The following is a 14608-nucleotide window of genomic DNA, read 5'->3' on the forward strand; positions in this document are numbered from 1 at the left end:
GCCGGCCCGGTGATCCATCGGGCCGGCGGTACCGCACCGGCGGGCCGGCAACCGTCGCGACCTGGGGAGGACGACGCCGATGAGGGCGAAGCGTGTGAGCCTGCTCGATATCGGGTTGGATGCCTCGTTCGACGCGGCGATGACCTTCGTCCAGTCCACGTTGCAGAACATCAACGCCGGTTTCGAGGCGCCGATCGTCGACATCGACTTCGTCCGGTCCCGTGATCCGAGCACGGTGCTGTCGGCGTTCACCGCGTCGTGCGACGTGCTGCACGTGATGGCACACGGCGACCACAGCGTGACGCCGACCTTCAGCAGCAGCGACGGGCGCACCAGTGTGTCGCTGGAACAGCTCGGCGAGACCGCCGCCCAGCAGGGCAAGGGCATCTCGACCGGGGCGATCCTGGCCGACGGCTGCCGCACCGGCACCGGCGCCTGGCAGAAGGCGGTCCGTGACTGCCTGCACGGCGAGGTGACCTACATCGGCACCTCCGGGCAGATCGGCTGGCACGAGAGCGGGGTCTTCTGTTCGGCGTTCTACGGGGCGCTGTTCCGCAACCGTGGGCGGGGGATGACCGCGGCGGAGCAGGCCCAGGATGCCGCCGAGCGGGCCATCCACGCCTACACGATGTTGACCGACCGCAACTGTCCGTTCCGGGTGATGACCCTTACACCGAGCCGGTGGGCCCGGATGGCGCTGGCGTGACCGGCTTGTCCACCCGCTTCGCGATCCGAGAATACCGACATAACACCCAGAGCTGCGCCGAGATCGTCTGATAGGGGGATGACGTGGACGGACGCCTGAGCACAGCGACTCAGTCGGCGCTACCCGGCCCGATCTAAACTCGCATCATGGTGGCGGGGCTGCGACTGGGGGTCGACCTTGGCACGTCCAACACCGTAGCGGTGCTGCGGTGGCCGGACGGCCGGTGCCGCCCCCTGCTCTTCGACGGCTCGCCGCAGATGCCGTCGGCCGTCTACGCCTCCCCCGAGGGGGACATGGTCGTCGGCCGCGACGCCGTCCAGCACTCCCGGGTCCACCCCGACCGCTTCGAGCGCAACCCCAAGCGCCGGGTCGACGACGGCACGGTGCTCCTCGGCGAGGTCGAACTACCGGTCGTCGACCTCATGGCCGCCGTCCTGCGCCGGGTCCACGCCGAGGCGGCCCGCGTCGGCGGCCGGCAGATCACCGAGGCGGTGCTCACCCACCCCGTCGAGTGGGGCGCGCAGCGCCGGGCGATGCTGGCCAACGCCGCCGCCCGGGCCGGCCTGCACAACGCCCGGCTGGTCCCCGAGCCGGTCGCGGCCGCCAGCTACTTCATCGCCGTCCTGCGCCACCAGCTGCCGATCGGCCGCAACCTCGTCGTCTACGACTTCGGCGCCGGCACGTTCGACGCCACCGTCGTCCGCCGTACGCCGGACAACCTGCAGGTGCTGTCCACCGACGGCGTCGCCGACGCGGGCGGGCTGGACGTCGACGCGGCCGTGGTCGAATACCTCGGTGAGGTGTTCGCCGAACGCGACCCCGACGGCTGGAAGCGCCTGATCACCCCGAACACCTCGGCCGAGCGCCGGATGAGCCAGCAGTTCTGGGAGGACGTCCGCGGCGCCAAGGAGATGCTGTCCCGGGCACCGTCGGCGATCGTGCACGTGCCGGTCGTCGACGTCGACGTGCCGGTCGGCCGCGAGCAACTGGAGAAGTTCGCCCGGCCGGTGCTCGACCGGACGCTGTTGGCAACCCAGAACGCGATCCGCACCGCGTCGGTGCCCGCCGCCGGGATCGCCGGCGTGTTCCTGGTCGGCGGGTCGAGCCGGATCCCGCTGGTCGCGACGCTGCTGCACCGTACGCTCCAGATCGCGCCGACCACGCTCGAACAGCCGGAGATGGTGGTCGCCGAGGGCAGCCTCTACGTGCCGGCCGCCGCGCTGGCCGTGATCGACCCGCGCACCTACGCCGCCCCGATCAGCGGGCCTCCGGGCGGCCCCGTCGCCCCGATGAGCGGACCGCCGGCCGGCCCGATCGCCCCGATGAGCGGTCCCCCCGCCGGCCCGATCGCCCCGATGAGCGGGCCGCCGATGAGCGGACCGCCGTCGAGCGGACCGCCCTACCGCCCGATGCCGCCGCACGGCGGCCACCCGCAGCACCGGCCGGCGATGCCGCAGCCGCACTTCCGCCCCGGCCCGCAGCAGCCACCCGTGCCGCATCCGCAGCACCGGCCGGTTCCGCACCCGCAACAGGCGCCGGCGCCGCCCTACCGGCCGCCGCACGTGGCCCCGCCCCAGCACCCCGCCCCGCCGCACGGCCAGCCGCACCCGCAGCCGCAACACCACCCGCAGCCGCAGCGCCCCGTCGTGCCGCCACACGCCCAACCACCGCACCCCCAGCAGCACATCCCACCGCCGCAGCACACCCAGCCACCGCACCCCCAGCCGCCGCACCACCCTGCGCACCACCCGCAGCAGCGACCGGTGGTGCAGCCACCGCCCCAGCACACCCAGCAGCAACGACCGGTGATGCCACCACCGGTCCACCCGCAGCACCAGCGCCCCGGCCCGGCCTACCCCCAACACCAGCAGCAGCAGCGACCGGTGGTGCAGCCACCGCCGCAACACACCCAGCAGCAACGACCGGTGATGCCGCCACCGGTCCACCCGCAGCACCAGCGCCCCGGCCCGGCCTACCCCCAACACCAGCAGCAGCGACCGGCCGGGCCGATGGCGGCCCCACCCGGATACCGCCCCGCGCACCCGGGGCACCCGCAGACCGCCACGCACCCCGTGACACCCGCGGGCGTCCATCCGCCGGCGCACGCCCCCCAGCGCGCCCCCGGGCCGCCGGTGCACGCGCCGATCCCCGGGCACCCGCACCCCGCCCAGCCACAGCAGATGGGCCAGCCGGCACACACCGGGCACTTTCCGCAGCACGGCGGCGCCCCGCCACCGGTCCACGCCCCGCAGCCGCCGGCGCAGCGCGAACCGAGCGCCGTACCGCTGTCGATCGTCCTGCCGGCCGGCACCGCGTTCAGCCTGACGGCCGCCCCCGCGCGCGCCGACTTCCTGATCGCCGATCGCCGCCTGGTGGCCGTACGCGGCGTCGACCGGCTCACCACGCTCCTGCGTGAGCAGCCCTCGCTGACCGCCGTGCACCCGTGGGCCGCGCTGTCGCCCGACCCGCGCGCCGGTGACCTCACCATCCCCGCGGACGCCAGCTACGACTTCGTCCGGCTCGGCCGGATCCTCGCCGCCGGGTGCGAGGCCGACTCGATACCGATGTACCGCACCGCCGACGGGCGGCTGACCCCGGTCGAGCCGGACCACACCTCCCAGATCGGCCCGGACGAGATCAACCGGCACGTCGAACTGATCCGCCGGTTGTTCACCGTGCTACGGCGGCGGTCGCTGGTCCTCGACACCGAACGGATCGGCCGCACCGCCGGTCCCCTGACGGCCGCCGCGACCTCGGCCGGCCGGCTCGACGCGGCGGTGCTCCAGACGGGCACCGAGGCGTTCGAGCGGTTCCGCGCCGCTGCCTGGTGGTGGCAGATGGTCGACGAGGTGAGCTCCGTCATCGGCTGGCACTGAACGCGCGTACGGCCGTCCCGGAAGCGCCGATCGGCTCCGCGCGGGGACGTCGCCGGGTCATGCTGGGGGCGTGGCGCTGCAATACACGTTCCAGAGCAGAACCCGTACGAAGCTGGCGGAAGCGCTGTCCGTCGTCGCACACGAGGTCGCCGGACAGGTGGTCAACGACGCCGAGATCGAGCGCCCCGGCATGCGGGTCATCCTCCAGACGCTCGACCGCGGTGACGCGCGCTCGACCGGCGAGGCGATCGGGTTCGCGCCACGGATGTCGGTGGCCTTCGACCTCGTCAACGAGGGTGACCATGCCGAACGCCGGACGAACCTGGCCCGGATGATCCGGGCGGTGATGGGCCTGCTCGACCTGGACCGCCAGGACGGGATGCTGTTGATGGACTTCGAGCAGATCGTGCTCGAACGCGTCGGCAAGCGGCTGACCCTGAACAGCGACTGGACCAACTGGTCGGAGCTGCCGGAACTCGCGACGATCGCGGAGCGCTACGACCGCCGCCCGTTCCCCGCGCCCTTCCTCTGACCCGGCCCGGCCACACGTCCGGCCGGTGGGTCAGGCGGCCGGGCGTGGTCGGCCCGGCCGGCGGGGCAGCGCGGTCAGTCGGTGGCCAGGTGGGCGGGAAAGCCGCCGGTGGCGACCGGCCCCCACCGCTCGACGGTGACCCGGATCAGCGACTTGCCCTGCCGGCGCATCGCGTCGCGGTACTCGTCCCAGTCCGGGTGCTCACCGGAGATGACCCGGAAGTATTCGACCAGCGGCTCCAGCGCCGCGGGCAGGTCGAGCACCTCGGCGGTGCCGTCGACCTGCACCCACGGCCCGTTCCAGTCGTCGGAGAGCACGCACACCGACACCCGGGGATCGCGCCGGATGTTGACCACCTTGGCCCGCTGCGGGTACGTGGAGATGACGAGCCGGCCGGCGGAGTCGACGCCACAGGTCACCGGCGACGCCTGGGGGCGCCCGTCCGGCCGGGTGGTCATCACGATGGCGCGGTGGCGCGGAGTGAGGAACTCCACGAGACGTGCCCGGTCGACCCGGTCGTTGGTGGCGATGCTGCGGGCCATGGCTGGCTCCCCTCGGTGGGCGGTGCGTGGGCGGTGGTGGCCGGCGGCACGTCCCGGGGCCACGGCGAAAACTCGCCAGGGCCGCGACGACCACCCACCAACCCTATTCAGTCCGGCGGCTAGGGTCAGCGGCCATGACGACCGGCCGTCCCTCCCCCACTCCGGAAGCTCCCGAACCGTCCGTCCAGGAGCTCACCCTCCGGCTACGGGAGTTTGCCGCCGAACGCGACTGGCAGCGGTTCCACACCCCGAAGAACCTGGCCATGGCGTTGGCGGGCGAGGTCGGCGAACTGGTCGCGGAGTTCCAGTGGCTGACCCCGGCGGAAGCGGCCGAGGTGATGGCCGGCCCCGCGGGTGAGCGGGTGCGGGCCGAGATGGGCGATGTGATGATCTACCTCACCCGGCTGGCCGACGTGCTCGGCATCGACCTGGTGCGGGCCGCGACCGACAAGCTGGCCCACTCTGCCCGCCGCTACACGGTGGAGGCGTCCCGCGGCTCGATCGCCAAGATCCCGCATCCGGAGTGAGCCTCCGATCGGACGGTCGGGAAGCCGGCCCCGAGCGATGGTCCGGCGCCCGCCTACGCAACGTGACCGGAATGGCATGCCTACACAGCGTGAAATCGCGGGCGCCCCGGGCCGTGAACCGCGCCCCGGGGACGACCGGATCTTCCCGCCTTGCCATGACCACATACCCTCACAGACGGGTACGACATCCTCGGAGTGGGGTTGAGAATTGCGCAGCTTCACTATGGAATCTGAGGTAAAGCCCGGTTTTACAAACCTGGACCGATCATGTTAGACCCGACGAGCGGTCGGCGACGCCGGTCGTGGAGATGCGCTGGGCTCTCAACGAAGTCGGCACGCTAGTAAGGACGCACGATGAGTAACCCCTACCCGCCCTACTCAGGCCCGCCGGACCCGACATCCGGCGGCTGGACACCCCCCGGGTCTCCGGCACCTGGTCAGCCCGACCCCACCATGGGAGGGTGGGCCCAGCCGGCCGGCCCCTCCTACGGGGCGCCGAGCGGACCCTCCTACGGTCCCCCGACCACTCCGATGTCTGGGCCGCCGATGGGTGACTACCCTCCGCAGCCGACGTACGCCCAACCTGTCCCGCCATATGGACAGCCGCCGAAAAAGTCCAACGGTCTGCTGATCGGGATGGGCGTCGCCGTCCTGGTGCTGCTCCTGGCCGTCGGCGGTCTGGGCATCGCGCTGCTCGCCGGCGGTGACGACGAGCCCGAGGTGACGACGGGACCGACGACGTCCACGACGGAGGAGCCCGGCGGGACCGAGCCGAGCGCCGCCCCGTCGTCCGAGGCCCCACCGGCGCCGAACAACAACGCGGTGACCGCGAAGTACAGCAGTGACTTCGAGGAGGTGTGCGCTGGCGGCGCCATCCTCAACGCGGCCGACTACACCGCGGGCAGCAACACCACCAAGGTCTACGCGTTCTCCAACTCTCCGGAGCGGACCAACGACTGGCGGACCCGCTCGGTCGGCTACGACAAGCCGTTCTACGCCAAGTCCGCCGACTTCACCACGGTCAGCGTGGTCGCCTGCCTGACGACGGTGCCGGGCAGCGAGGGCACCCCGAAGAAGTGCGACTACAAGGACCGCGACGAGAAGCCGATCCAGGTCGACTACATCTCATCGCGCCTCGACGTGACGTTCTACGCCGCCAAGACGGGACAGAAGCTCGGCACCGGCGAACAGGTCAACGCTCCGGCCAACCGCTGCCCGAGCTACATCTCCTACAACTCGTCGACGATGAAGGCGTACGCGGCACCGGACGAGGGTGCCATCACCACCGCGATCGAGAAGTTCCTCACCAACTAGGCGGGGACGCGACACATCCGGATGGCCGGTCGGGATCCCGACCGGCCATCCGGCTTTCCGTGTCCGGCGACGATCCGCCGCGCCCCGGCGCGACCGCCGGGAAGGGGTGACGGGGCCGGCCCGGTCAGGGGCGTACGGTGGGCAGCCGGGCCAGGATCGACTGGTTCGCCTCCCAGCCGTCGGGGAACCGCACCGGCACGTTCAGGTGCACCGGTTCGGTCGACGGGTGGGCGTCCAGCAGTTCGGGGATGCCGGCCCGGGCGACCACGAGGCAGGCGTGCCGGTGCCGGGACGTGAGCACGCACAGCCGCCCGGACTCCAGGTGGAAGGCGGTCGCGTCCCGCCGGCCGGAGAGCGGGTGCAGGACCACGGTGACGTCGTACTCGCGGCCCTGGAGCCGGTTCGCGGTGTCGACGGTGACGCCGGCCGCCGACGCCGGCAGCATCGACCGGATCACCGCGACCTGGTCGCGGTGGGCGGCGCCGATCGCGATCCGGGTCGCGTCGATCGGAACACCCGATCGGGCGCGTTCGGACACCGCCACCGCACCGCGCTCCAGCACGCGTACGGCGAGGGCCGCACACGCGGCGGCCGCCTCGACGTCGGTGCGCAGGGTGTGCCGGGCCGGCAGCTCGTAGAGCGCCCACCCGGTCGCCGCGGCCAGGTCGACGGCCGCGTCGACCGGCCCGCCGTCGCCCGGCCCGGTCAGCGACAGCACCCGGTCGGCGGCGGACGTGCCGGCCCGGAATCCGGTGAACGGGTAGAACGCCTCGGCCACCACCGGTGCCGCCGACGCCGGTAACCGCCACGAGACCGGCAGCCGGTGCACCGGCAGGTCCGGGTTGTGCCGCAGCAGCACGGCGACCGCGCTCTGCATCGGATCCCAGGTCAGCCCGGTCCACCGCGACGTCTCCACGGTCGAGAACGGGTCCAGTTGCCCGGGGTCGCCGACGAAGAGCGCCCGCTCGAACCGGGAGGCCACCCGCAGCAGCGCGTCCGACCGCATCTGGTACGCCTCGTCGACGATGGCCCACGGCCACGAGCCGTCCGCCACGGTCGCCCACTTGGCCGCCGTACCGATGACCACCGCCGAACCACCCAGGTCACCGATCTTGGCCGCGACCCGTACCGTCCCCGGTGCCGAGACCCGTTCCGACGGTACGTAGTCGGTGGCCGACAATCTCCCGATCAGCAGCTCCGGGGCGTCGCCGACCAGCCGGGCGATCAGGTCGTCGACCTGCTCGTTGGTCTGGGCGATCACGATCAGCGGCTCACCGGCCGCCGCCAGCTCGATGGTGGCCCGTACCACCAGCGTCGACTTGCCGGCGCCGGGCGGCGAGTCGACCACGATGCCCCGGTGCCGGCCGGACCGCAGGTCGGCCAGCACCGCCTCGACCACCCGCTCGGCCTCGACGCCGGGCGGCAGAGCCGGAGTCATCCGCACGGTCACCGTCGCCCCCTGGACACTCGCCACCACCGGTGGTCGCACGTTACCCGACCCGGGCTCCCCGGCGGCGCCACCGGCCGGGCCGGCCGCCGTGATCAGGTGTCGAGGGCACCGGCACCTCCGCCGGCGGGCGCGGGAGGAGCACCGCCACCACCGCCGCGGCCAGGGCGAACGCGGCGCTGGCCGCGTACGCGAGCCGGAAGCCGCCGGCCAGGGCAACAGCGACACTCTCCCCCTGCCCGAGCAACGCACCGGTACGCGTCGACGCCAGGGTCGCCAGCACCGCTGTGCCGATCGCGGCACCGACCTGCTGGGTCGTGTTGACCAGCCCGGACGCGAGGCCGGAGTCGTCCGGCGTCGCGGCGGACATGGCCTGCCCCATCAGGGCCGGCAGGACCGCCCCGAACGCGGCACCGACCAGGATGGGTCCGGACATCGTTCTCCTTCACGGATTCGGCGCGCACTCAATGGGGCACCTTTTGTTACTGAACCCATGATGTGTGACCATCAACGACGCCGGAAGGAGGCACTTTCATGTCCCAGGGGAACACGGATGTGCCGGCCGAGGCGCACAGCCCGCAGGTGTGCACGGTCTACGACGTGCTCAACCGGGTCAGCGGCAAGTGGAGCATCGGCATCCTGGTCGAGGCGACCCACGGGCCGGTGCGCTTCACCGAACTGGAACGCAACGTCAAGGGGATCAGCCGGCGGATGCTCACCCTGACCCTGCGCAACCTGGAACGCGACGGCCTGCTCATCCGCACGGTCTATCCCACGGTCCCGCCCCGCGTCGAGTACGTCGCCACCGACATGGCCCGCGAGCTGTACCGCTCGCTGCTCGAGCTGACCGGATGGGCCGAACGGCACCGCGCCGCGATCGCCGCCGCCCGCGAGGCGTACGACCGGGCCAACGACCACGGCGAGCCGGGACGGGCGTGATCAGGACCAGTCTTCGGCCGCCTCGGCGTCGCTGGGCGCGCCGTCGACCGGTGGCCCGCCGTGTGTCCACGGCGTCGCCTCCCGCGCCGGGAAGGTGCCCGGCGGGCTGAAGCCGTCGGTGATCGTGGTGTAGCAGAGCCGCTCCCCGACCTCGGGCACGCTGCCCGGCGCGGCGGTCAGCGACCGCCCCATGCCGCCGGAGAGTTCGAGCACCACCTCGGTCTTCGACTCCCCCGGCGCGGTCGTGACGAAGCAGATCCTCGCCTTCTGTGCCGGCCGGGACGGTGAGATCAGGACGGTGCCGGGGGTCAGTCGTACCGGGTCCGCGGTGACGACCTGGATCCGGGGGCGCAGCACCGGCCGCTTGCCGCTGTCGTCGACCCGCTTCGCGTCGGCGAGGGTCACCTCGCCGACGAACGCCTCGCCGGTCAGCCGGTATTCGGCCATGACCAGGGGGTCGTCGTACGCCCGCTGCACGGCGTAGGAGGTGAGTGCCTTCTCCAGCCGGTGCAGGCGCTGGGCGGCGGCGACCGCACCGTCGCGTCTCGCCTGCGGGTGGCCGCCGTCGACGTAGACGGCGTAGTCGCTGTAGACGTCCCGGTCGTCGGCCCACCGCCCGGCGACCCGGGCCCCGGCGGGCAGCTCGCGCAACAGGGTGACCGCGTCCCACATGGCCCGCCAGGTCGGTTCGAGCTGGCCGTGCAGGGCGTCCGCCAGCTCGGCGGTGGCGCGTAGCCCTTGCGCGTGGGCCGGACCGTCGCCGGCCCCGACGGTCTCGGCGTCGCGGATCGCGCGGACCAGCGGGGCCAGTACGTCGTTGTCGAAGGTGGGGTCGGTCGCCGGGCCGGCCGGCGGGCAGACCGCCGGGTCCTCGGCGTCCCGCCCGGCCTGCGCGCCGGTACGGCCCGGCGGCGGCGAGATCCAGCCGAGCAGCGAGCCGAGGTGGGCGTCCTCCAGCGCGCTCTGCCCGGTCACCCAGTGCGCCGACAGCGCGTCGGTGGCGGCGACCAGCATCGACGACCCGGGCATCTCGGCCCGGTCGGCGAGGAACGTCAGCCACCGGCCGAGCAACGGCACCGACATCGGCACCGGATAGTCGCCGTCGGTACGCCGGAACCGGGTCGACCGGCCCAGCAGGCGGACGAACCCGATGCCGGCCGGGTTGGGGACCAGGACCTGCGGCGCGTCGACGAACCGGTAGCGCACGTCACGGCCCCGGTCGGTCGGCACCGCCTCGGCGGCACCGCGGAAGCTGTCCAGATAGGTCAGCATGACGGCGGCGAGCGAGTCGGCGAAGGCGAACCGCTGGTCGCGGTTGCGCGGCTGCGGCACCACCAGCAGGGTCGGCTCGTCGTACGCCGGACCGACGAGGCAGCCCAGCGGGGCGTTCGCCTCACCGGCCAGCGCCAGGGGTACGAAGACCAGCGGGCGGTCGGCGATGTGCACGTGCCGCACCGTGGTGATCCGCTGTGCCGTGCCGGTGGCGGCGGCCCTGGCCCGGGCCAGCGCGACGAGGGCACTCACCCGGCCACCCCGCCGGCGCCGTACGGCTCGCTCATGCCAGGGCCTCGGCCCGCAGCCGGGCGGCGGTGCGCAGGCGCAGCGCCGCCTCGACCTGGTCGTCGTCGGGCTCGATCTCGCCGGCGGCCAGGGCGAGCACGGTCTCGACCGAGTCGATGCCGCCCAGCGCCTCACGTACCGACCGGCCGAGCGCGGCGGTGCCGGTCCCGGCCTCGTGCCGGCAGTAGTAGGCCAGTTCGCACGCCGACAGGCACTCCGGCGCGTAGCGGGCGTCCACCGCGGACAGTGCGGCGGCGAGTTCGGCCGGCGACCGGGTCGGCGTGCCGTCCGCGTCGACGGCCAGGTCGAACGAGAGTTCGCCGGGCAGCCGCGCCAGCAGGTCGTCGACCCGGGCCATCCGGGTGAGCTGCCGGCGCAGCGTCGACAACTGCTTGCGTACGTCGATGAGCGCGGCCGTCGGCTGGTTGGCGAAGTCGCGCGGGCAGACCAGCACCACCTCGTGCGAGACGATCTCCGGGTCGAGTCCGGCCTGCTCCAGCATCCGGCGCATCGCCAGCACGTAGACGGCCGACTGGGTGGCCGCGGCGGAGACCTTCGCCGCGTCGGCCTGCTCGTCGACGACCGCGAACGACTTGATCTCCACGACGTGGAACCGGCCGCCGACCTGGAGTGCGATCAGGTCGGGTTCGAGGTAGACCGGCCGGCCGGCGACGTCGAGCCGCAGCATCGGATGGTCGAACAGGGTGCTGGTCGGGCCGCCGTCGGTGGCGGCCCGCACCAGCAGTTCCATCGAGCGGGCGTGCCGTTCGGCGTTGCCGCCGTCGACGGCCGGCTGGACGATGTCGGTGGCCGGCGTACCGGCCAGGTCGTCGTACGCCGCCTCGGGGATCGGCACGCCGAGCCGCTGGCGCAGCAGGTCGAGCAGTTCGGCGCAGCCGTTCTCCTTGACCCGGGCCTCGAACGCGTTGCCCCGGGTGATGGCGAACTGGGACTGGCCGAAGCGGCCCGGATAACCGACGTGGGCGGCGATCCGCTGCTTGTCGATGCCGGCCGAGTCGAGCACGGCGCGGCGGGTGCAGCCGGGGTTGCCGGTGAGGGCGGCGATCGTACGGGCGTTGTGCCGCCTGGGCGCGACCGGCCCGCGTAGCGCGGCAAGCCGCCGCTCGGTGCTGGTCATACCACCTCCCGGGGGTCGGGGGCGGCGCCGTCGCGTGGTGACCACGGACCGCCCGGTGCGTCCGTTCGGTCCCTATCGTGCCCGGTAGCCGCCACGGCCGCCGGGCCGCCACGCCCATCATTGTCGGACGGGCCGGGATCCCACCGGCCCGCGACGGCGGCCGTCGTGGCTGATTCTTGATCAGAAGTACGACGGAACGACCTGTCACCATTCGCATTCACCTGGATACATTGGGTAAATGACGGGGTTCGTCGATCCGGATCGTCCACAGGAGACCGTCTACCGGCCGATCCTGCGCGCCCGGCGCGGTGAGTTGGACGCGCTCGGGCACCTCGACGCCGGCTGGATCCCGTCGGTCACCCCGATCCTGGTCGTGCAGTCCACCCCGAAGGGGCCGGTGCAGGACGCGTACGACTTCTTCCGGAGCGCCGGCGACCGGCTGCCCCACGGGCTGCGGATCGGGGTCGACCTCGCCGACCTGCCCGAGCCCGACGGCGGGCTGTCGTACCCGGCCCGGGACCTCGCCGAATACCTCGCAGAGTGGGGCATCCCGATGCTGCCGGTGCTCCGGGTCACCGACAGCGCCCGGCGGCTGACCGCGTACGGCGACGCCGCCCGGATGCACGACCGGCGGGCCATCCTGCGCCTGCGCCCCGACGAGGCACCCGGCCCCGCGACCGCGACCCGCGCCTGCGACCGGGTGTGGCGGCGTACCGGACTGTTGCCCGAGCGCTGCGACCTCGTCATCGACCTCGGCCCCCTGACCTACCGGGGCGACCTGCCCGACGCCGAACACACCGTACGGCGGGTACTGGGCTGGGCGATCGGCGAACGGTGGCGGTCGGTCACCGTCGCCGCGGGTGCGATGCCGCCGACCCTGTCCCACCTGCCGCGCAACGTCGCGACCCGGTTGCCGCGCTGGGAGGCCGATCTGTGGCAGCGGATCCGGCACCTGCCGGTCGGCTTCGGCGACCACGGGGTCACCGCGCCCCAGCCGGGACCGGGCGACCACCCGTCCCGGCCGCTGCCCACCATGCGCTACACCACGCCGGACGCCTGGTGGATCTACCGCTGGGCGCGGCACGGCGGCGGCCGGCCGGACGACCGTTTCTACGACCTCTGCGGCCGGCTCACCTCCTCGCCGCACTGGGCGGGCGCGGCACTGTCGTGGGGCGACCGGGAGATCGCCCGGCGGGCCCGCCGCACCCCGGGACCGGGTACGCCGACGAGTTGGATCGCCTGGGCCACCTCGCACCACCTGGCACACGTGCTGTCGGAGCTGACCCGGACCGGGCCGGAGCCCGACGACGACCCGCCGGGTTCGGACACGCCACGGCCCGACCGCGACCTCCGGCGATCACCGGCCCGGCCGGCCGGCCGCGCCGCGCCGCCGGCGGGCCGGTTCCGCCCACCCCTCGGCCAGGTCGACGAGCCACGCTGAGCGGGTCACCCGGGGCCATAGTTGATCACGCAGTGTCACCGGTGGCTCGGGAAGCAAATCCGGTCCACTCTCGGACATCGGTCGTATCGACGAGTTCGCCTCACGCACAGGTCAACGCAGAGTTAGCTGTCCAGCCTAAACACACTTCGACCGGTGCGAACGGACAAGGGGTGTGCAAATCTCGACCCCGGGGGGAACGTCCCACGGCGTCGGCCGATCGGCCGGCCGTACCCACCGTCGGTCCGGCGGTGGGCGACCGGCGCGATGACGCCGTTCATTGCGAAAGGCAAGCAGCGTGGCAAACCTCGACGTGGCGCTCAAGAGCGCAATGTCCATCGAAGGCGCGATCGGCGTTGCGCTGGTCGACTACACCAGCGGCATGACGCTGGGTGTGGCCGGGGGGTCCGCCGAACTGGACCTCACGGTCGCCGCCGCCGGGAACACAGACGTGGTCCGGGCGAAGATGCGGACAATCGAAATGCTGAAGCTCACCGACGGCATCGAAGACATCCTGATCACACTGGACACCCAGTACCACCTCATCCGTCCGCTCAGCTCACGCTCCGGCAAGGGGCTGTTCCTCTACTTGGCGGTGAGCAAGACCCGGGCCAACCTCGCGTTCGCCCGCCACCAGCTCCGCCTGATCGAGGAGAGCCTGGAGCTGTGAACGGGGGCAGCGGTTACACACTGCCCCGCCGCGTCGCCCAGCCGCCGGGAGCGCGGTCGATCCCCGACCAACCGCGCCCCCGACTGGCGCCCCGCGGCGATTCGGTGCCGTACGTAGCCATCCACAACCAACTGTCCGACCTACGGATCCAGATCCCCGGCGTACGCGGCTGCGTCCTCGGCGGCGTCGACGGCCTGCTCATCGCACACGACCTGCCCGCCGGCGACGCCGAGCCGCACGACCTGGCCGCTCTCGCGGCGACCACGTTCGGGCTCGGCCGGCAGGTCGGACTGGCGCTGCGGCACGGCCCGTTCCGGGAGTCCACTGTGCGCGGTCAGCACGGCTACTTCGCGGTCTACGCGGTCAACGACACGGCACTGCTCGCCGTACTCGGCGAGGACGCGGTCAACGTCGCCCGGCTGCACCTGCACGCTCCGGCCGTCACGGAACGGCTCGCGGCACTGCTCGGCGGCGGCATGGGTCGCTGAAACGCATTCGAGGGGCACCGCCGCGCCGGCGGTGTCCCTCGATCCGTACCAACGAGCACTATGTACCTATTCTCACTAACAGCACACGGGGCGTCACGAATCGGTGATTTTAGCTAGCGTCACCTTGAGTACGGGCCAGCCGGCCACGACGGGGGGAGGTGACGTGGTGAGCGCACTCTGGCGGGTGCACGTCGACCCACGCCGCTGCATCGGTTCGGGTATCTGCGCGGGCGCGGCGCCCGACCACTTCGTGCTCGTCGCCGACGCGTCGGTGGCGCTCGCCGAGCTGGTCGAACCGTCGCAGGAGATCACCGACGCCGCCGAGTCCTGCCCGATGGAGGCGATCACGGTGCGGGACGCGCTGGACGACCGGCACATCTCCCCCGGCCGCGACGGCCGGACCTAGCCGACCCGCCCGACCCGCCCGACCC

At 72.8% G+C, this 14608-nt stretch carries 15 protein-coding genes; 10 read left to right on the plus strand and 5 right to left on the minus strand.

Features of this window, described 5'->3' with window-relative positions; all coding sequences use genetic code 11:
• Positions 1 to 79: 79 nt before the first annotated feature.
• The 3 genes from AB0I42_RS02710 to AB0I42_RS02720 all read left to right on the plus strand — a co-directional run bounded on the left by AB0I42_RS02710 (position 80) and on the right by AB0I42_RS02720 (position 4114).
• Entirely contained in the window at positions 80 to 706 is a 627-nt protein-coding gene (locus AB0I42_RS02710; RefSeq protein WP_357533541.1) for a hypothetical protein, read from the plus strand.
• Between the two features lie 146 nt (positions 707 to 852).
• The gene (locus AB0I42_RS02715; protein ID WP_357533543.1) at positions 853 to 3582 is read left to right on the plus strand and encodes an Hsp70 family protein; all 2730 of its coding nucleotides are present in this window, start codon (positions 853 to 855) and stop codon (positions 3580 to 3582) included.
• A gap of 70 nt (positions 3583 to 3652) precedes the next feature.
• Positions 3653 to 4114 carry a SitI3 family protein gene (locus tag AB0I42_RS02720; RefSeq protein WP_357533545.1) on the plus strand — a complete coding sequence of 154 codons (462 nt, stop codon included), beginning with the start codon at positions 3653 to 3655 and terminating at the stop codon, positions 4112 to 4114.
• Between the two features lie 74 nt (positions 4115 to 4188).
• On the opposite strand, the gene AB0I42_RS02725 is transcribed toward AB0I42_RS02720, so the two are convergent.
• Positions 4189 to 4656, minus strand: a complete 468-nt coding sequence (locus tag AB0I42_RS02725; RefSeq protein WP_357533547.1) for a PPOX class F420-dependent oxidoreductase — start codon at positions 4654 to 4656, stop codon at positions 4189 to 4191.
• Positions 4657 to 4790: 134 nt separating this feature from the next.
• Between AB0I42_RS02725 and AB0I42_RS02730 the strand changes: the two genes are divergently transcribed.
• A complete protein-coding gene (locus tag AB0I42_RS02730) occupies positions 4791 to 5183 on the plus strand; it encodes a nucleotide pyrophosphohydrolase (protein ID WP_357533549.1) in 393 nt (130 codons plus the stop codon).
• Between the two features lie 546 nt (positions 5184 to 5729).
• On the plus strand, positions 5730 to 6497 hold the full coding sequence (locus tag AB0I42_RS02735; RefSeq protein WP_357533550.1) for a hypothetical protein: 768 nt from the start codon (positions 5730 to 5732) through the stop codon (positions 6495 to 6497).
• A gap of 124 nt (positions 6498 to 6621) precedes the next feature.
• Here AB0I42_RS02735 and AB0I42_RS02740 read toward each other — a convergent pair whose 3' ends face one another.
• Positions 6622 to 7935, minus strand: coding sequence for an AAA family ATPase (locus AB0I42_RS02740; RefSeq protein ID WP_357534122.1), 1314 nt, complete (start codon positions 7933 to 7935; stop codon positions 6622 to 6624).
• 52 nt (positions 7936 to 7987) lie between these two features.
• A complete protein-coding gene (locus AB0I42_RS02745; protein ID WP_357533552.1) occupies positions 7988 to 8380 on the minus strand; it encodes a hypothetical protein in 393 nt (130 codons plus the stop codon).
• A 98-nt stretch (positions 8381 to 8478) separates the two neighbouring features.
• On the opposite strand from AB0I42_RS02745, the gene AB0I42_RS02750 reads away from it, so the two are divergent.
• Positions 8479 to 8883: a helix-turn-helix domain-containing protein gene (locus AB0I42_RS02750; RefSeq protein WP_357533553.1), complete on the plus strand. Its 405-nt coding sequence runs from the start codon at positions 8479 to 8481 to the stop codon at positions 8881 to 8883.
• On the opposite strand, the gene AB0I42_RS02755 is transcribed toward AB0I42_RS02750, so the two are convergent.
• Both AB0I42_RS02755 and AB0I42_RS02760 read right to left on the minus strand, forming a co-directional pair.
• Complete coding sequence (locus tag AB0I42_RS02755; RefSeq protein ID WP_357533554.1) at positions 8884 to 10407, minus strand: hypothetical protein; 1524 nt, start codon at positions 10405 to 10407, stop codon at positions 8884 to 8886. It lies immediately after the preceding gene.
• Positions 10408 to 10438: 31 nt separating this feature from the next.
• On the minus strand, positions 10439 to 11581 hold the full coding sequence (locus tag AB0I42_RS02760; RefSeq protein WP_357533556.1) for a hypothetical protein: 1143 nt from the start codon (positions 11579 to 11581) through the stop codon (positions 10439 to 10441).
• A gap of 238 nt (positions 11582 to 11819) precedes the next feature.
• Here AB0I42_RS02760 and AB0I42_RS02765 point away from each other — a divergent pair, with 238 nt between their 5' ends.
• The 4 genes from AB0I42_RS02765 to AB0I42_RS02780 all read left to right on the plus strand — a co-directional run bounded on the left by AB0I42_RS02765 (position 11820) and on the right by AB0I42_RS02780 (position 14583).
• Positions 11820 to 13022, plus strand: a complete 1203-nt coding sequence (locus tag AB0I42_RS02765; RefSeq protein WP_357533558.1) for a beta family protein — start codon at positions 11820 to 11822, stop codon at positions 13020 to 13022.
• A 295-nt stretch (positions 13023 to 13317) separates the two neighbouring features.
• Positions 13318 to 13689 (plus strand): hypothetical protein, encoded by a 372-nt coding sequence (locus AB0I42_RS02770; RefSeq protein ID WP_357533560.1) that lies wholly within the window; start codon positions 13318 to 13320, stop codon positions 13687 to 13689.
• 104 nt (positions 13690 to 13793) lie between these two features.
• Entirely contained in the window at positions 13794 to 14177 is a 384-nt protein-coding gene (locus AB0I42_RS02775) for a roadblock/LC7 domain-containing protein (RefSeq protein ID WP_357533562.1), read from the plus strand.
• Positions 14178 to 14343: 166 nt separating this feature from the next.
• Positions 14344 to 14583, plus strand: a complete 240-nt coding sequence (locus AB0I42_RS02780) for a ferredoxin (protein ID WP_357533564.1) — start codon at positions 14344 to 14346, stop codon at positions 14581 to 14583.
• Positions 14584 to 14608: the final 25 nt, after the last annotated feature.

This window comes from Polymorphospora sp. NPDC050346, from assembly GCF_040655695.1.
Lineage (GTDB): Bacteria > Actinomycetota > Actinomycetes > Mycobacteriales > Micromonosporaceae > Polymorphospora > Polymorphospora lycopeni.

Coding starts and splice junctions, on each gene's coding strand:
- AB0I42_RS02710 (WP_357533541.1), top strand. CDS start 80: ATGAGGGCGAAGCGTGTGAGCCTGCTCGATATCGGGTTGGATGCCTCG.
- AB0I42_RS02715 (WP_357533543.1), top strand. CDS start 853: ATGGTGGCGGGGCTGCGACTGGGGGTCGACCTTGGCACGTCCAACACC.
- AB0I42_RS02725 (WP_357533547.1), bottom strand. CDS start 4,656: ATGGCCCGCAGCATCGCCACCAACGACCGGGTCGACCGGGCACGTCTC.
- AB0I42_RS02730 (WP_357533549.1), top strand. CDS start 4,791: ATGACGACCGGCCGTCCCTCCCCCACTCCGGAAGCTCCCGAACCGTCC.
- AB0I42_RS02735 (WP_357533550.1), top strand. CDS start 5,730: ATGGGTGACTACCCTCCGCAGCCGACGTACGCCCAACCTGTCCCGCCA.
- AB0I42_RS02740 (WP_357534122.1), bottom strand. CDS start 7,935: ATGACTCCGGCTCTGCCGCCCGGCGTCGAGGCCGAGCGGGTGGTCGAG.
- AB0I42_RS02745 (WP_357533552.1), bottom strand. CDS start 8,380: ATGTCCGGACCCATCCTGGTCGGTGCCGCGTTCGGGGCGGTCCTGCCG.
- AB0I42_RS02750 (WP_357533553.1), top strand. CDS start 8,479: ATGTCCCAGGGGAACACGGATGTGCCGGCCGAGGCGCACAGCCCGCAG.
- AB0I42_RS02760 (WP_357533556.1), bottom strand. CDS start 11,581: ATGACCAGCACCGAGCGGCGGCTTGCCGCGCTACGCGGGCCGGTCGCG.
- AB0I42_RS02765 (WP_357533558.1), top strand. CDS start 11,820: ATGACGGGGTTCGTCGATCCGGATCGTCCACAGGAGACCGTCTACCGG.